This is a genomic window from Providencia sp. 2024EL-00732 (assembly GCF_044006275.1).
In the GTDB taxonomy this organism is placed as follows: domain Bacteria; phylum Pseudomonadota; class Gammaproteobacteria; order Enterobacterales; family Enterobacteriaceae; genus Providencia; species Providencia huashanensis.
Window position 1 is genome coordinate 18,900 of the sequence record NZ_JBIPDG010000016.1, and the last position, 17,718, is coordinate 36,617.

General features: G+C 40.4%; 14 protein-coding genes. 9 read left to right on the forward strand and 5 right to left on the reverse strand.

Annotation, left to right across the window (positions count from 1 at the left end; genetic code table 11):
- Positions 1-45: 45 nt before the first annotated feature.
- Both ACHB7C_RS18625 and ACHB7C_RS18630 read left to right on the forward strand, forming a co-directional pair.
- On the forward strand, positions 46-1,818 hold the full coding sequence (locus ACHB7C_RS18625; protein ID WP_105880874.1) for an adenine deaminase: 1,773 nt from the start codon (positions 46-48) through the stop codon (positions 1,816-1,818).
- Between the two features lie 48 nt (positions 1,819-1,866).
- A complete protein-coding gene (locus tag ACHB7C_RS18630; RefSeq protein ID WP_042848905.1) occupies positions 1,867-3,210 on the forward strand; it encodes an NCS2 family permease in 1,344 nt (447 codons plus the stop codon).
- 115 nt (positions 3,211-3,325) lie between these two features.
- On the opposite strand, the gene ACHB7C_RS18635 is transcribed toward ACHB7C_RS18630, so the two are convergent.
- From ACHB7C_RS18635 to mdlC, 3 genes are all read right to left on the reverse strand, one after another.
- On the reverse strand, positions 3,326-3,730 hold the full coding sequence (locus tag ACHB7C_RS18635; RefSeq protein WP_042848906.1) for a RidA family protein: 405 nt from the start codon (positions 3,728-3,730) through the stop codon (positions 3,326-3,328).
- A gap of 129 nt (positions 3,731-3,859) precedes the next feature.
- Positions 3,860-4,624, reverse strand: coding sequence for an aminoglycoside adenylyltransferase family protein (locus ACHB7C_RS18640; protein WP_129467149.1), 765 nt, complete (start codon positions 4,622-4,624; stop codon positions 3,860-3,862).
- Between the two features lie 118 nt (positions 4,625-4,742).
- Positions 4,743-6,368: a benzoylformate decarboxylase gene (mdlC, locus tag ACHB7C_RS18645; protein WP_206227408.1), complete on the reverse strand. Its 1,626-nt coding sequence runs from the start codon at positions 6,366-6,368 to the stop codon at positions 4,743-4,745.
- 773 nt (positions 6,369-7,141) lie between these two features.
- Between mdlC and gltS the strand changes: the two genes are divergently transcribed.
- From gltS to ACHB7C_RS18665, 4 genes are all read left to right on the forward strand, one after another.
- Positions 7,142-8,347 carry a sodium/glutamate symporter gene (gene gltS / locus ACHB7C_RS18650; RefSeq protein ID WP_042848909.1) on the forward strand — a complete coding sequence of 402 codons (1,206 nt, stop codon included), beginning with the start codon at positions 7,142-7,144 and terminating at the stop codon, positions 8,345-8,347.
- A gap of 247 nt (positions 8,348-8,594) precedes the next feature.
- Positions 8,595-9,503 (forward strand): LysR family transcriptional regulator, encoded by a 909-nt coding sequence (locus ACHB7C_RS18655; protein WP_129467147.1) that lies wholly within the window; start codon positions 8,595-8,597, stop codon positions 9,501-9,503.
- A gap of 56 nt (positions 9,504-9,559) precedes the next feature.
- Entirely contained in the window at positions 9,560-10,801 is a 1,242-nt protein-coding gene (locus ACHB7C_RS18660; protein WP_042848911.1) for a D-amino acid dehydrogenase, read from the forward strand.
- A 2-nt stretch (positions 10,802-10,803) separates the two neighbouring features.
- Complete coding sequence (locus ACHB7C_RS18665) at positions 10,804-11,157, forward strand: RidA family protein (protein ID WP_042848912.1); 354 nt, start codon at positions 10,804-10,806, stop codon at positions 11,155-11,157.
- Positions 11,158-11,275: 118 nt separating this feature from the next.
- On the opposite strand, the gene ACHB7C_RS18670 is transcribed toward ACHB7C_RS18665, so the two are convergent.
- Together ACHB7C_RS18670 and ACHB7C_RS18675 are read right to left on the reverse strand one after the other, a co-directional pair.
- Positions 11,276-12,286, reverse strand: coding sequence for an XdhC family protein (locus ACHB7C_RS18670; protein ID WP_206227348.1), 1,011 nt, complete (start codon positions 12,284-12,286; stop codon positions 11,276-11,278).
- 9 nt (positions 12,287-12,295) lie between these two features.
- The gene (locus tag ACHB7C_RS18675) at positions 12,296-12,859 is read right to left on the reverse strand and encodes an NTP transferase domain-containing protein (protein WP_042848914.1); all 564 of its coding nucleotides are present in this window, start codon (positions 12,857-12,859) and stop codon (positions 12,296-12,298) included.
- Positions 12,860-13,054: 195 nt separating this feature from the next.
- Between ACHB7C_RS18675 and ACHB7C_RS18680 the strand changes: the two genes are divergently transcribed.
- From ACHB7C_RS18680 to ACHB7C_RS18690, 3 genes are read left to right on the forward strand one after another with little or no spacing between them, the layout of a single operon-like run.
- Entirely contained in the window at positions 13,055-15,850 is a 2,796-nt protein-coding gene (locus ACHB7C_RS18680; RefSeq protein ID WP_048608130.1) for a xanthine dehydrogenase family protein molybdopterin-binding subunit, read from the forward strand.
- Entirely contained in the window at positions 15,847-16,398 is a 552-nt protein-coding gene (locus ACHB7C_RS18685) for a (2Fe-2S)-binding protein (protein ID WP_129467145.1), read from the forward strand. Before ACHB7C_RS18680 ends, ACHB7C_RS18685 begins: the two co-directional genes overlap by 4 nt.
- A complete protein-coding gene (locus ACHB7C_RS18690; RefSeq protein WP_042848917.1) occupies positions 16,395-17,630 on the forward strand; it encodes a cytochrome c in 1,236 nt (411 codons plus the stop codon). The genes ACHB7C_RS18685 and ACHB7C_RS18690 overlap by 4 nt, the downstream gene beginning before the upstream one ends.
- The last annotated feature ends 88 nt before the right edge of the window (positions 17,631-17,718 follow it).

The following is a 17,718-nucleotide window of genomic DNA, read 5'->3' on the forward strand; positions in this document are numbered from 1 at the left end:
CTTGCTCATAAAGTAGCAACCATAAATCATATAAATGGTATTTTTATGAACATAACAGAGCAAACTCGGCGTAATGCTATTCAAGCCGCAAAAGGCAATATTCCTTTTGACCTTTTACTCACACAAGCCAATATCGTTGATATGGTAACAGGCGAGATACGCTCCGCAGATATCGGTATCGTAGATAATTTGATTGCAAGTGTCCACCCAACAGGTTCACGCACTGATGCAAAAGAAGTTCATGATTTATCGGGTTATTTTATTTCACCTGGGTTAATTGACACTCACGTCCATTTAGAAAGTTCTCACCTTCCACCAGCTCGTTATGCAGAAATCGTTCTAACTCAAGGAACAACTGCCGTCTTTTGGGACCCCCATGAACTTGCTAATGTATTAGGATTAGAGGGAGTCCGCTATGCAATTGACTCTAGTCGTAATTTACCTTTAGACGTTATGGTTGCTGCACCATCATCCGTCCCATCTACGCCAGGGTTGGAAATGTCGGGGGCAGATTTCGCAGGCAAAGAAATGTCAACTATGCTTAGTTGGCCTGAAGTGCGGGGGGTCGCCGAGGTTATGGATATGCATGGCGTACTCAATGGCAGCGAAAAAATGGAGGAAGTGCTGAATGCAGGGCTCCAATCCGGTAAATTAATAGAAGGGCATGCTCGAGGGTTAAAAGGTGCCGAATTACAGGCTTACCTCGCGGCAGGCGTTACTTCAGACCATGAGTTAACTTCCGCAGATGACGCGCTGGAAAAACTCAGAGCGGGCCTTACTTTAGAAATTCGAGGCTCCCATCCCTACTTACTCCCTGACATTGTGAATGCACTGAGATCATTGCCCCATTTATCATCGCAAATCACAGTCTGTACCGACGATGTTCCACCCGATATGCTGATAGAAAAAGGTGGTATTATCGCTTTACTCAACCTATTGATTGAATATGGCATGCCAGCAACTGATGCACTGCGCTTTGCAACACTCAATGCGGCTATTCGCTTACAACGTAATGACCTTGGTTTAATTGCCGCAGGCAGAAAAGCTAACTTCGTACTCTTTGACTCACTGACAACGTTAAAAGCACAAGCCGTTTATGTAGCAGGTAAAAAAATTGCAGAAAAAGGCAAATTAATACATGCCATTAGTTCTCCATCAGATATTTTACCACCTCGAGATACTATGCATCTTTCCCCAATTACCGCGGATGATTGCCAACTTAAAATTGATGGAGTGAATAATGGAATAGCTAGATTGCGGCATATCCATGGCGCCCGCTTTACTCAATGGGGAGAAGTTGATGTGCAAGTTACTAATGGCATAGTACAACTTCCTGATAATTTTAGTTTTATTCGCGTTCAGCACCGCCATGGGCGTCATGATGCACGACCACAGATTGCCCTGCTCGAAGGTTGGGGTGAATTACGCGGCGCCATCGCTACTAGCTATTCACATGACTCTCATAACCTTGTCGTGCTCGGTCGTGACCCACAGGATATGGCGATTGCCGCCAATTTATTGATAGAAAGCGGTGGAGGCATGGCCTTAGTCCAAAATGGACAAATTTTAGCCCATGTAGCTATGCCAATTGCGGGCATGTTATCGGATTTACCCGCCTCAGAACTCGCCGAGCAGTTCCGTCAATTACGTGAGTTAAGCCATAAAATTGCTGACTGGGAACCGCCTTATCGTGTTTTCAAAGCGATAGAAGGAACTTGTCTAGCCTGTAATGCAGGGCCACATTTAACCGACTTAGGATTAACAGATGGAACAACACGTCAACTTGTTGATGCCGTTCTTCATTTTTCCGAGCACTAATGACTAAAAATACGAATATACCAAAAATAATGACAGGAGAGCCTATTAATGGCTGAAAATTCAATAAATACGCCAACATCAGGGAGTTGGTTAGAAAAACGCTTCGCATTAAAAGAACGCGGAAGTTCAATTAAAACTGAGTGTTTATCGGGTATCACGGGCTTTTTAGCTGCCGCTTATCTATTGGTGGTAATTCCTGGTTTATTAGCCGCGGGTGGAATGGATAAAGGCGCTGCAACAACAGGGACCATTATTGTCTTTGTGCTTGCCAGCTTATTAATGGCTTTTTATGCAAATTTACCTTTTATTGTGGGTCCTGGAATTGGCGGGTCGGTACTCGTTGGTATTACCCTAGCGGGCAGCGAAGGAATAGATTGGCAAATAGGGTTAGGTATTGCGTGCTGGTCTGGTATTTTATTTTTTCTGTTAACCAAATTCGGCTTACGTGAAGTAGTAACTCGTTCAGTACCCCAATCAATTAAACTCGGATTAACTGCATCAATTGGGCTTTTTGTTGCTGTATTAGGCTTTCGCAATGCTGGGCTAGTATTAGCCAATCCAAAAACTAATGCATTAATGTTAGGTGATTTCCTTTCACCGGGTGCTTTAGTTGCCCTTGCAGGTTTTTTTGTCGCTATCGCATTACAAGCGCGTAAAATTCCCGGTGGAATATTATGGGCCATTTTATTTGCGACTATTTTAGGTATTCCATTTGGTGTCACAAAACTACCTGAAAGTTTTATTGGTGTTCCTCATTCTATCGCACCAGTTCTTGGGCAAGTTGATTTAATTGGTGCGTTGAATATTGCATTTTTACCCTTCTTATTTGTCTTTTTTGCTGCTGAATTTTTCTCTACCATGGGAACAACATTAGCCGTTGGCGGCGAAGCAGGTCTATTAGATAAAGAAGGTAATATGCCGAATATAAACCGCCCATTTATCGTTGACTCAATCGCAGCAGCATTAGGACCAATGGTCGGCATTCCAGCTGCAACAGCATTAATAGAGTCGTCGGCAGCCGCTGAAGCGGGTGGTAAAACAGGAATGACAGCTCTTGCCGCAGCATTTATGTTTTTATTAATGTTATTATTTACCCCTATTGCATTAATGATCCCAGCACAAGCCACCGCGCCCGCATTAATTTTGATTGGTCTAAATATGTTTAGTGGTCTACGTAAAGTTGATTTAGGCAACTTTACTGATGGGTTACCTGTTTTAATGATGGTGATGATCACCTTAATTGCCAATAGCTTTGGAACAGGGATTGCTGGCGGGTTGTTATTCTATATTTTAATTAAAGCTGTTGCTGGTAAATGGCGCGAGATCCCTATCAGTTTATGGATTCTAGCAGTCCCTCTCGTGTATTATTTCTCAACACTAGTAAAACACTAATACTCACTGAATGATAAAAAGGCCAGAGTTTAAATAATGACGTGAACCCCAGAAATTGGTTACCCAATGACTGGGGTCAGCTCATAATCAGCGGCCTTTTTTAATTAAGCTAACACTAATTTAATACCGCTTGTGCTTCTATTTCTATTAGCCATTCTGGCAATGAAAGGCCTGTCACAATAATCCAAGAAGAGGCGGGAGGCATTTCACCAAACTTTTCTTTTAATGCATTTGTAATAGCAAGCTGCTCTTCGTCACTATCATAACCTGCTTTAATATAGATACGTAACATCACGACATGGGATAAATCCCCACCCGCTTCACGTAATACATGCTCAATATTAATCAGTGACTGAACTGTTTGTTCATACATCCCACCAGTTACAGTCTCTTGTTCAGCATTTACACCAACCTGCCCCGATAAAAATAATTGGCGTGTTCCACTCGTTTCTATTGCTTGGCTAAAGCCATACTGCAAAGAGTTAAATACCGTTTTAGGGTTAATTAATTTTTTTGTCATTTTTTATCCGTTTTAAAATATCAACCAACTGTAAATTATAAAGAAAATTCTATTGAAGTATCTAAGTATCAGACAAATTCTATCTGTTGAAACAAATAACGCATTTAAAGCTACATATATTGATAAAGTTTATTTAAAACTATTCATGACACCGAGTTCCATAAACTTTGCTAGCTTCTGTATTTCAATTTTTTTCTTTATCCAATCAGTTGGGATGCCATTTAAGTAAGCCATTTTGGCACCTATTAGGATGGGTTGTAGTTCATCCGGAACCCGGTTTATGACCCAATCAACGGCTTTATCTTTTGTCACAAACTGCCCAGTTTCCATGGTTTTCCACATTCTAGCCAATGTCAGTAAAACATTTCTCTCATCACTGTCTAAAGATGACAATAAATTAGGGAGAGAATCTAACATCGCTTGCTTTATTTGCTGTTCATTAACAACAGGGAGTTGATATTCTTTTGATTGCCATAAACTAACAGCTTCTTGCTGTGCTTGCGCTAACATCAAAGTAAATTCAGGATCGTAAACTTGACCTTCCAACTGCCCTTGCTCAATACTTTGCCGTAACCATTCCCCATACATTAGTTCACATTTTGCTGGGTATGAAAGAGAGGCTAACTCGCCTGAAACAAAAACAGCTATTTCTAATGGCCGACGCCCTTGAGGATCGCTAGGATAAAGCCCAGAAATTACCATAAAATCAGAAACCAGTAGCGTTCTCTGGTCATGAGTCATTTCTTTATCAATGACAACTAATATATCAATATCACTTGCCGGCTTTAAACCGCCAGACACGCCTGAACCATGAAGATAAACGGCAATCAATGAATCGCAAAGATGCCGTTGTAAAATCGACAATGTTTGCGCTACCTGATATGAATTTTTCATAACGCTCTAAAAACCTTTTTATAATGTTTTCTAACTCCACATGAGTGACGCTAATTTAGCTATTATTGCAATAAAAGATAGGCAAAAATAGCCCCATTCTAGGGACTATTTTTGTTAATTAGATAAGTGGAGGAATAGACGCTAAAATAGGAACTTCAATCACCGTGGGTCCATTACGATTGAATGCTTCTTGGCAGGCTTTTTTGACTTCATCAACGGTTTGAGCCCTTACCGCGCTGCAACCGTATCCTTTACCCAATGCAACTATATCCAGGTTTGGAATATCAAGCCCCGGTACCCCCGGTGTTTTCTCGAGTACCGCAAATGATTTTAAAATCGCATACTCATTATTTTTAGGTATCACAAAAACAATCGGTAAATTATGTTGAGCTGCGCTCCATAAACCCTGAATAGAATATTGCATTGAACCATCACCAATAATTGCCATCACAGGACGATGCCGCCCACTGTCTCTCTCTGCTAGTGCAATACCAACACTCGCGGGTAAATTCCAACCTAACGAACCACTCGCAAATGTATAAAAAGAGTCGGGTAACGTTATCGGCCATTCTTGGTGTAACTCGCCTAAATTAGACGGAGATTCTTCAACAAGTACAGTATCTTCTGGGGAAACCTCTCTCAGAGCGCGGAATAACTGAGAGGCACTTAATATTTCCGAAGTGTTCTGAGTCTCTGCTGTAGAATGAGGAGCCATACCATGCGGTTGCTTAACCACTGTTTTAGCCATTTTTCTTGGCATCACCAATTGGTGCAACCCTTCCAGCGCTAAAACGGCATCACTTAATAAACTATCACCAACAGGGGCTCTCCCCGCCTCAATAGGGTCATCTGTAATATGCAATAAGCGCATACCATCAGGGATATAGCTTCCCGCAACATAAGGGTAGTAGCGAAAAACGGGTGCACCGACCACAATAGCTAAATCATGACCTTTCAGTTTTTCTGATAATGGCTTTGTCGCAAAAGGCAATCCACCAGCATATAAAGGATGATCCTCAGGAAATGGAGGCCGTTCGGATGCAGGAGCAGACCAGACTGGTACATTGATTTTTTCAGCCAATTGAATAGCCACATCCCACCCTTGCCCCCTTGCAATTGCTGAACCGTAAATCAAAACGGGGTTTTCAGCGTTAGATAAAGCAGTTGCAAATTCCTGTAAACGAAGAGGATCATAACCAATACGCTCCGAAACTGAACGAACAGTTGGCATCGTCATTTGTGTCTCTTTATCCCAGTCATCCAGCGGAATTGATAAAAACACAGGCCCTGCGGGTGGTTGCAACGCCATAGCATAAGCCCGCATAAATGCAGCAGGGACATCTTCAGCACGTACAGGCTGATAGCTCCATTTCACCCACGGTTTCGGAAGTGTTTCGGGTTCGATATTTGTCAGCCAAGGTTCCATTAATAACATTTCTCTCGTTTGATTGCCGGCAGTAATAATCAATGGTGTCCGGTTCATATAGGCGGTTAATATATTACTCATCGCATTACTTAAACCTGCTGATGTATGTACATTCACCATAGCAACCTTACGCATACCTTGAGCATAACCATCAGCTGCGGCAACAGCCGAAGACTCATGTAAAGTTTGGATGTAACGAAAATCACTCGGGAAATCTTTTAAAAATGTTTCTTCTGTTGAGCCTGGATTACCAAAAACGGTTGTTACACCTAATTTACGTAATAATTCGAATGTTACTTGCCGAATGGTTTTTTTCATTTAAAACACTCCATAAAAATCATCATAACTAAGTGGGCTACCGAGTAATCTTATAAGCCTTGATCAAACTACATTCCCCATTGATTTACATAAGCTATAGTAATACATCATAGCAAAAATTTTATTCTCACTATATTAAGAAAAAATAAGACTTTAAAATAAAAATGAGTGTCAATAATCTTTTATTAACATAAAAAACAAATAGTTAAACTATTAACCTATTATGATAATAATAAAAAGATGCTGAAAAACACTAAATAACAATATACAAACAAAATTAAACTGTGATTTTTGTTAATAATAATGTTATTTATTTAATTCTAAGCCATAAATTTAAAACCGGTATTGTCACTATTTAAAATGCTAATTTTTTGATACAAACCTTATATTATTCATACAGATTACTATTTTGTTTTCTTACTAGTGGCGGTTTTCTTTTATGTCACACATCACACTTCTTATCATTCCTTTCGATTATCTCTTTACCTTTCTCAGATAAAAAAACACCTCATTTACACCATTATCATTACGATATAAAAACGGCACAAAAACAAAAAAAACCATAAAAACAAATAATTAGTGATATTCTCACAAAAATACTCAACGACGAAAAAAACAATATCTAAATAGTGTTATAGATCATGGTTAACTAAAAGTTATAGATACCCAAACAAAACTCATTGTTAAACAAAAGTTAAGCAAAGTAATTTAATTTGTCGCTAATGTTAAATAACAACAGTGAAAGTTCTGGTAAACTAACTTGAGGTAAAATAATGATCCTAGATGCCAGCTACACTTTATTAGTCGCTTGTTTGGCGCTATTGATTGGTATGTTTGTCGTTAAATACACACCATTTCTTCAAAAAAACCATATTCCTGAAGCCGTTGTCGGTGGGTTTATTGTTGCCATAATTTTATTAATCGTTGATAAAACAGTAGGTTATTCATTTACTTTCGATGCTTCACTACAAAGCATTCTAATGATCACCTTCTTCTCATCAATTGGGTTAAGTTCAGATTTTTCTCGATTAATAAAAGGAGGGAAACCTCTCGTTTTATTAACCATCGCAGTAACCATTTTGATTACCATTCAAAATACAGTAGGAATGGGAATGGCGGTTTTATTAAATGAAAGCCCATTTATTGGTTTAATTGCGGGGTCAGTGACGTTAACCGGTGGGCATGGTAATGCAGGAGCTTGGGGGCCAATACTGGCTGATAAATACGGTGTCACAGGTGCAGTTGAATTAGCGATGGCTTGCGCTACCCTCGGTTTAGTCTTAGGTGGGTTAATTGGTGGTCCTGTTGCTCGTCACTTATTGAAAAAAGTCACTATTCCAAAAGCCACTGAACTTGAAAAAGAAACAATTATTGAGGCTTTTGAACAACCTAGCGTTAAGCGTAAAATTAATGCAAATAATGTGATTGAGACCATTTCGATGTTAATTATCTGCATCGTCGCTGGTGGATATATCAGTGAATTATTTAAAGATACCGTGTTGCATTTACCTACTTTTGTGTGGTGTTTATTTGTTGGTATTATTATCCGTAATGTATTAACCCATGTATTTAAGCATGAGGTTTTTGAGCCAACAGTTGATGTATTAGGCAGTGTCGCATTATCACTATTTTTAGCCATGGCATTAATGTCACTCAAATTTGGTCAATTAGCGAGTATGGCTGGGCCTGTTTTAATCATCGTTGCCGTACAAACTATGGTTATGGTGCTATTCGCTTGTTTTGTTACCTTTAAGATGATGGGTAAAGATTATGATGCTGTCGTTATTAGTGCAGGGCATTGTGGCTTTGGTATGGGGGCAACCCCTACAGCTATTGCCAATATGCAAACAGTTACCAAAGCTTTTAGCCCATCACATAAAGCCTTTTTAGTTGTTCCAATGGTTGGAGCCTTTATTGTTGATATTGCAAATAGCATCATAATTAAGATCTTTATTGAAATCGGTACTTACTTTACTTAACACGATAGTATAACTTGCGAGCCTATAACAAAAAGCTATAGGCTCGCTTCTCTGTTTCTTTTCAGTTACCCACGTTTCCCCTCAAAGACTATTGAACTTTACTGGTTCCTTTGCGCTAAGAAAAACTTGATTAGCGAAAAATAGAGTAATCGCTCACATTCATCGTAACAACGTGATGACTTATCCGGATTAATTTAAATGATTTCGCTAACATAGTGATATAGCGAAAAATAGTAGGTTTTATACAATGAAATTAAGGCATCTTGATATTTTTTATGCAGTCATGACCTGTGGGTCTTTAACTCGTGCAGCAGAAGTTTTACATATTTCACAACCAGCAGCCAGTAAAGCCTTAAAACATGCAGAGCAACAACTTGGGCTAGTGTTATTTCAGCGGATAAGAGGGAAATTGCTCCCTACTGATGAAGCCAATTTGCTGTTTGAAGAAGCCAAAGAAGTTTATCACAACTTAGAAAAGCTAAGAATTTTAGCACAAAACTTATCACGTAACCCTCAAGGTAAACTTGCTGTAGGGTGTCTCCCCAGCTTGGGGTTAAACCTCGTTCCCGAAGTAACGGCTCTGTTTATAAAAAAACATCCCAATATTAAACTGACCATAGGAACACATCACACAACAGATATTATGCAGTTATTAACTCAGCAAGACTTAGATATTGGCATAGGCTTCAACCTAAGTATTGAAGGTGGGATCACAATGCTGCCGATTGCTAATATTCCGTTGGTCTATGTAGACAGTAAACCACCATCACACTCACCTGTTTCTCTTATCGATATTGATCAACAGCGTTGGATACACCCTGGCTCAGATTCATTGGCTCAATTATTACAAGAACGCCATGAGTTTTTAGAGTCAAACATTAGCGTTCATACTTATCATATGGCAGCTGAATTCGTCCAAGCTGGGTTGGGGTGTAGCATCACCGATATTTTTTCAGCTGAGCATACCTTACCCGAATCAATGATTTACCCTCTCAAAGAAGATTTACAGCTCGCAGTCTCCGTCTTTCATCGTGCGGATAGACCATTAACGAAAGCGGCACAAAATTACGTCAATACATTGGCGTTAACTTTGGAAAAAAGGAATAAAACAGTTAACCAAAAGTTATACTCTGGTAATGAAAACTCAATTGTTTAGTTAACCTATTCACCGTTAAATAATAACTCCTTAGTGATTATTGGTTATAGAATATTATGGCTAAACATGTGGTGATTATCGGTGCCGGTGTGATTGGACTAAGTACCGCATATGCATTAATTAAAGCGGGGCAAACTGTCACGTTAATTGAGTCTGAAACAGATGTTGGAATGCACACCAGTTTTGCAAATGGTGGTCAGCTTAGTTATCGCTATGTGTCCCCACTCGCCGATGCTGGTGTGCCTTTACAAGGTTTGCGTTGGATGGGGAAAAACGACTCGCCTTTAAATTTAAAGATAACCCCGTCTGTGCACCAATGGTCTTGGTTAGCACAATTCACATTAGCTTGTAACCGAAAAACCAATAGAATCAACGGAGACCATCTTTTACGCTTATCATTATTAAGCCAAAATATGATGAATTTATGGCGTCAAAAAGGTGATTTAGGCGATTTTGCGTGGGAAAAATCAGGCAAACTGATTATCCACCGTGATTCGAAAAGCTTTCTAAAAGCCAGCGAAACCGCCGATAAACAATTCCAAAAAACATTAACACCCGCTGAAATCATCGAACTGGAACCCTCTTTAAAACATATACAGTCCCAATTAGTCGGTGCCATCTATGCTCCTGATGATGAAAGTGCTGATTGTTATTTGTTCTGTAAAAATCTCCTGCAATATTTGCAAACTCAACCGCAATTTAATCTTTGTTTACAACAATCAGTCCAATATTTCATTAAACAAGATAACCGTATTACAGGCGTAGCGACACACCAGGGAATAATTCAAGCCGATGATTTTATTGTTTGTGCAGGTAACGGCAGTCGTGAATTATTGAAGTCGCTCAAAATTAATGTGCCAATATTAGGTCTTAAAGGGTATAGCTTAAGTGTGAAATATCCACAAACAGAAAATACAGTACCTAAAATTAACGTGACTGATTACGGAAATAAGATTGTCTATGCCAAACTTAATGACCAACTCCGTATTGCTGCCATGGTCGATATTGGATATGACACGGCTGGCTTACGCGAAAATAGAATAAAAGCGCTCAAAAAAATCATAAAAAAAACCTTTCCTGAGCTACCACAAGTTGATAGCGCCGAAAGTTGGTTTGGTTTACGTCCATCAACACCTAAAGGGCCTCCAATTTTAGGAAAAACTGCATACCACAATTTGTGGCTAAATATTGGTCACGGCAGTTTAGGTTTCACACTCGCTGCTGGTAGTGCAGAAATATTAACTAAACTTATTACAGAACAAAAATCACCTATTTCTTTAACTGGATTCACGAGGTAACTATGCCCATTAAACGTAATAACCCAAAACCACGCTTAGCTGATAGTGTTGAACATGCAGGCATTGTTTATTTATCAGGGCAGGTACCGAATGATTTAACTGGCGATATTACGCAACAAACTGAAGAAGTTTTTGCGAAAATAGATGCCTTATTAGCAGCAAGCAACAGTGATAAAACCCGTATTTTATCTGCTCAAGTTTGGATTAAAAATATGGCGAGAGACTTTTCCGCCTTTAATGCAGCATGGGAAAATTGGATGCCTGTAGAAAATAGCCCTGCGCGTGCAGCGGTTGAAGCTAATATGGCTCGTGACCAAGTACTTGTTGAGATTATGGTTATTGCTTCCCAGTCCTAATATACTTTAACTGTATACCTCGCTATCAATAAAAACAGTGAGGCCTAAAATTAAAGGCTCACTGTTTTTTCATCCAAGCCATGGTTAGGAAACTTTAGTTTTCAATATCACATGCTATTTAAGCTGTCGTCATCAACTTTTTCTTATCACATACCTGATTAGACAAATTCACCCCATTTTTATAAGCAACAATATCCGCCATAATAGCTAATGCTATCTCAGGGGGGGTTTTGCTCCCAATAGGAATACCAATAGGTGCATGAATACGCTTAATTTCATCGACTGACATACCGCCCGTCTCAACTAAACGCTCTCTTCGACGAGCGCTTGTTCTTACAGAGCCCATTGCACCAATATAGAATGCATCTGTATTTACCGCTTCCATTAATGTCAAATCATCGATCCGCGGGTCATGAGTTAATGAAACTATTGCACTATTAGGGGAACACCCCTTTTCTTCTAAATAACGGGCAGGAAATACAGGTATGATTTCTATCTGAGAGGGAATCTGCTGCGAAAAACGTGATAACTCATCATTTCTATGATCACAAATAATCACTTCAAAGCCTAAAGTGAGTGCAAAATTAGCACAATAAGCGCCAACTGTTGAAATGCCAGCAATAATCAGTTTTGGGGGAGCTGCAATGTATAATTGAATATCGTGACCATCTCGTTCTATCTGTGTTGAAAACTCAATATCCTTTACCGTATTAATCATTCCGGGCTGCGGCAATGTCACTTTTTTGATAATTGCAGAATAACCCAATAATGCATTTTGAATTTCGATTAGATAATTAAGTGATTTTTCATTATTTGGTAAATATTCTATTAAAACATCTAAACTCCCCTCACAGGGTAAATTTACTTTGGCTTCGATGCCACCTCGCCCATAACGTACGACTTGGCTGCTATCCGTATATTCAGTCTGTTTAATTCGTTGAATAAAGTCTTCCTCAATACAACCTCCAGAAAGCGAGCCTAAATACTGACCATCACTTCTTGCAACCAAAAGAGAGCCAGGGCTTCTAGGTGAAGAGCCATAAGTATTCAATACGGTACATAGCCAGATAGGCCCTTCTTTTATCCAAACAACCGCTTGAGAGATAACAGAAACATCTTCACGCAACATATTTGCTCCCTATTTGTTATCAAAACTTGGATAGTCAATGTCCTTAATAACATTTTTATCATTTATATCCATTTCATAAACAACATTATGGTGTAATAGCGATTTTGCACCTTCATCCCCCGTCAATCTAATTAAATCTAAATAGTATTTAGCAGATATCCCCACTGGATGACCAGGGCACCCCTGATATATAGGTCTTACTAATGAATGATATTTTAATTCATTAGCTACACATACAAATAACTCACTATTTATATATGGCATATCCGCCAAATGAATCAACCACCCATCTAAGTGCCACGTTTCTTTAACACCTAATGCGATAGAATCACCCAGCCCATCACTATTTAACAATGAAAATGAAATGTTAAATTGTAAGCAATTATTAATAACATCAACATTATTTGGGCGAGTAACCACATGAATCGGAAGCCCACTACCCATTGAATTATATAAAGTTTTCTCAAAAACTGTTTGCTTATCAAGCACGAGATTTAATTTACTTCCTTTACCTCCAGCCTTTTGAAAACGTTCACTTTTTCCTGCTGCTAATATTAAAATGCCAATATTCATAGGTTACGTTATGTGTATATATATTTATTGCGTATCTCATAGATAAGGTATATTCAATAAGATAACAAGCTTTAGTTTTCATTAATTTGCTAATTATTAGTAGTTGAACAATAGTTAAATGGATATAGAATAAATATCAATGCAATTATAAAAATAAAAACACTGATACAGTAAAAATAAGTGTAAGGGTGTATTATGAGCAAAAGCAATGTCGAACTCTCCCGCAGACACTTTCTAAAATGTGCCGTTATTGCTGGGATATCTGTTTATTTAGCGCCTTTGTATAGCCGTGCCTTTGACGTGCTATTCGAGGAAAAAATCCTTCAATCTCCAGATTGGAATCCCGTAGATAAGCAAATAAAATTTCGAATTGATGGCTTTTCCAAAGTTCAAGGAGAAAAAGTATTTGCTCGAGATATACGCGCTCGCGATATCCCTCACTGGCCCAAAAAACAGGGTCATGCATTTCTACTTCGAGTTACTCAAGCCGATAAAATCTATCAAGGTTTTGACCTCAGTCGTCTTAAAGATGGGTTAATGCCTGATCGCCTTGTGACGGCAGCAGATTTAGAAAAAGATGGTGTCGCCTTCCCTGACTTTTATGGTGATGACATGTTGTTACCTACAGGGAAAACCCCCGCATATCTAGGTCAAGCGGTCGCTTTATTGATTTATCATGACTTCGCTAGATTTAACTTCGCGAAAGAAACGCTAAAATTCCGTGATGATATCATTCAATATGGCGCTTATACTGGCCCTCTCGAACGCAATCCTTGGGGAACTTACCGCGGTGTAAGAATTGGCGGAGAAACGCCTTATTCACCAGATGTATACTCTAGTCTAAAAGACATGCCAATTTCCCCTATCGGGATGAAAAAACATCTACCAGTTTGGCCCGAAGGGCGTGAAGGCGGAAAACTGGACGAAGAAGGCATGTTTTATGCTGATGAACTCGCCAAGCAGTTAGAAAACCCACCTGAAGATTGGCTAATTATTAAACGTAACTATTTCTCACAATCTATTGATACCGCAGCACTTGAGCCTGATAATGCTAATGGTTGGTATGATGCAAAAAACCAATCATTCCATTTAGTTATTCCAACTCAATCTCCTCAAGAAGTCGCAGCTTCGCTACCTGAGATGTTGGCAAAATCAAAATTTCCGATTAAACAAATTTTCTTACATCCTTGTTTTACCGTGGGTTATGGTTCCAAAGACCATGCACCATTTCCATACTATGGTGCTATGGCAACACTCTATGGTGATGGTGTACCAATTCGGTTAGCCAATGACCGCTATGAGCAATTTCAATCCAGTATTAAACGCCATGCTTTTGATATGGATTACACGTTAGCCGTTAATAAAAAAACCCACAAAATCGAAGCGCTTTCTGCATCATTCATTGGCGATGGTGGCGGGCGCTGTAACTTTACCCCTTCGGTTGTTATGGTCGGGGCAACTGGCGCCCAAGCAATCTACTACGTCCCTCGTAGTGATCTCTCAGCAGTCGGGATTGCGTCAAGGGCTGTAGATGCTGGCTCAGCTCGTGGCTATGGGACTTTGCAAGCAATGGCTGCCACCGATATGTTGATGGAAGAAGCCGCAAAATTACTGAATGCAGACCCTATAGAGTTTCGAATGAAAAACCTGATTAAATCAGGTATGAAAAATACCCAAGGCGCTATCCCTGGCGGCGCAATTCGTGCCGATGAAGTGCTATCCCGTTGTGCTGAGCACCCCATGTGGCTAGAAAGAGCCAAACGTAAAGCCGACTTTGAAGCAAAAAATAGTGGAAAACTATTTGGCACAGGTATTTCATGCGTACAAAAAGACTTTGGTACAGGAGCTGAATCTTCATTTGCCCGCGTCGAGCTAACTCCTGAAGGTAAAATTGCTATCTATCACAGTGGAGCGGAAATTGGCACAGGTATGTCAACCTCTCAGTCGGTGGTTTGCGCTAAATGGCTAGGTAAACCTGCAGAAGAAGCTCATTTTTCTGTCGTTGATTGGTCTGTATTACCGATGGTTTCGAGTGGTAATCCATTCGCTATGTCACAAGAAGAACAGGAACGCTTAGCACAGAACCCTCTTTGGACACCTAATTATTGTTCACCAGCAAGTGCGAGTAATTCCGCTTATTACTTCACTCAAAGTACGAATGAAGCCGCTCGATTAATATTCGAATATGGTTTATGGCCTGCTGCGATGTCTATTTGGCAAGAAGGTATTGGTAATGGACAAGCCGCTCCTCTCGTTGTTCGACGTGAAGATGCGCGTTGGGTTGAAAATGGCTTAACCGCTAATGGATTAGAAGTACTGAGTTTATCTCGCTTAGTTGAACGAACTTTCCAAATGGGTGGGGTTACAGGCGCCGTTTGCCACGTATTTAACCGCTGGCAATGGGCTGAAGCTGACTTCAAAATTAATGGTGAGACACGTCGTTTATACATTGATGGTCTTTCTTTACGCTTTGCAGATCAAGATTACCAAGTTTGGCATCGTGAAAAAGCCTATTATCCTGACACACAACGTAATAATGCAGGTGTCACCTACTACAGTGCTGTTGCTACACTTTCTGAGCTCTCAATTGATAAGGCAACGGGGCATGTTGAACTTCTAGATCATCATACTGTTGTTGAATGTGGCAACCTTATTGTACCTCAGCTTGTCTCAGGGCAGATCCAAGGTGGACTCGCGATGGGGATAGGCCACGCATTACACGAATATTTACCTCTCTATGAAGATGGACCGGGTAACGGAACATGGAATTTCAACCGTTATCATATGCCGTTAGCCAGTGATGTTGCCGTCTGGAAGCAGACAAATGAAATCCTACCGGGGCTTTCAGAAACAGATCCCCCTAAAGGTGTCGCAGAGGTCGTAATGATCCCTGTCGTTTCATCCATCGTTAACGCCATTGCTGACGCAACAGGACATCACTTCCTGCGCCTGCCAGTTCGCCCTGAAGACATCATAGAGGTAATATCATGAGCATAAATTTCCTTCCTCTCACCCTAACTATCAATGGCCAATCCTATGGACCGATAGATGTCCCTGCTGGCCTAATGATGATTGATTTCTTACATGAATACCTAGACCTAACGGGCTCAAGGCTCGGCTGTGGGCAAGGTATTTGTCACGCTTGTGTCGTGATATTAGACAACCCATCCGGTACAAGTGAAGAAATACGAACCTGCATCACAGGGGCTCATTTTTTTAATAATAAAAGTATTCGCACAATTGAAGGCGCTGCAACTAAAGAAGAAAACGGCGACATTACTTTATCCCCAGTGCAACAAGCTTTTGTTGAACACTTTAGTTTTCAATGCGGTTATTGCACCCCCGGCTTTGTTAATGCTGCAACTATTTTTATTGAGCAACTGCAGAAAAACCCAATTGCCGAAGAAGATTTAGAAGAAGCGATTAAACAAGCCCTTAATAATCATATCTGCCGCTGTACCGGTTATGTGCGTTATTACGAAGCCGTACGCGATGTGGTCCTCAGTACTCCAGGGTTACTCAAGGAGGCCATAAAATGATTAAACGCATTCTATTATGGCTTATAGCCATCATTGTTATCGTTTGGGCTGTGCTGTATTGGTACGAAAGCCGTACATTAGATGGCCCAGTGCAAAAAGTTACCGCGACAGCACAAGAAATCGAACGAGGCCATTACCTTACCCTTGCGAGTGACTGCGCTGCATGCCATACAAGTGCCAATGGCGCACCACTGGCAGGCGGTTTCCCTCTGGATACGCCATTCGGGACAATTTACAGCAGTAACTTAACGCCATCCGCTGATTTCGGTATTGGTCGTTGGACAAAAGACGAGTTCTATACCGCTTTGACTCAGGGTATTTCTCCCCCTAGCAAGCACCTTTATCCGGCCATGCCTTATACCTCTTATAAAGGAATAACGCGTGAAGATTCTGATGCTATTTACAGCTACCTCATGAGCCAACCTGCTGTCGATGTCGCTCCTCCTGAGAACGAACTGCCCTTTCCACTAAACCAACGTATGGCAATGATTGGCTGGAATTTATTGTTTTTTAACGATAAGCCCCTACCAAATAGTTCACAAGGTAGCTCTCCTGAATGGTTGCGAGGAAAGTATTTAGTCAATGTGTTAGAGCACTGCGCTGAATGTCATACTCCAAGAGGAAAACTTGGTGAAATGGATTTAGATAACTTTATGAAAGGTGGGTCTTTAGGCCGTTTTATGGCGCCAGATATTACACCTGAAGCTCTCGCAGCTCGCGGTTGGACAACAAAGGACTTGCAACAATTTTTTATGACCGGTATCGCTCCGCAAGGGTCTGCTTTCAGTGATATGCACCCGGTGATTTATCTTAGCTCACAACATCTCACACCTGAAGATAACAAAGCCATTGCGACCTATTTAATGGGCGACAACCCACCCGCAACTTCACCATTAAATATAGGTGAGGGTTCTCCACAGGGCCACCAAATTTACTTGGAAACTTGCTCTGGCTGCCATTCATACGATGGGGAAGGAAAACCTAATGTCGCTGTTGCGCTAAAAGGTAATTCAACGCTTCGTGATGTAGATAGTACTAATTTAATTAATACCATTTTGGATGGTTTACCTGAACAACCATTCCCAAATAACCAAAACATGCAAAGTATGCCTGGATTTGCAGGCCAACTTACAGATGAGCAAATCAGTGATTTGGTAAATTTCCTTCGGGTCCAATGGGGGGGACAACCCGCAGATGTCACCCCAGATAAAATTAAAGCATTACGTCAGTAACAACTAAAAAGCAGCTATCGAGCTTGTAGCAATATTAACAAGCTCGATAGTTCGCCACCAAATCAGCGCATAACAACCGATTCTATAT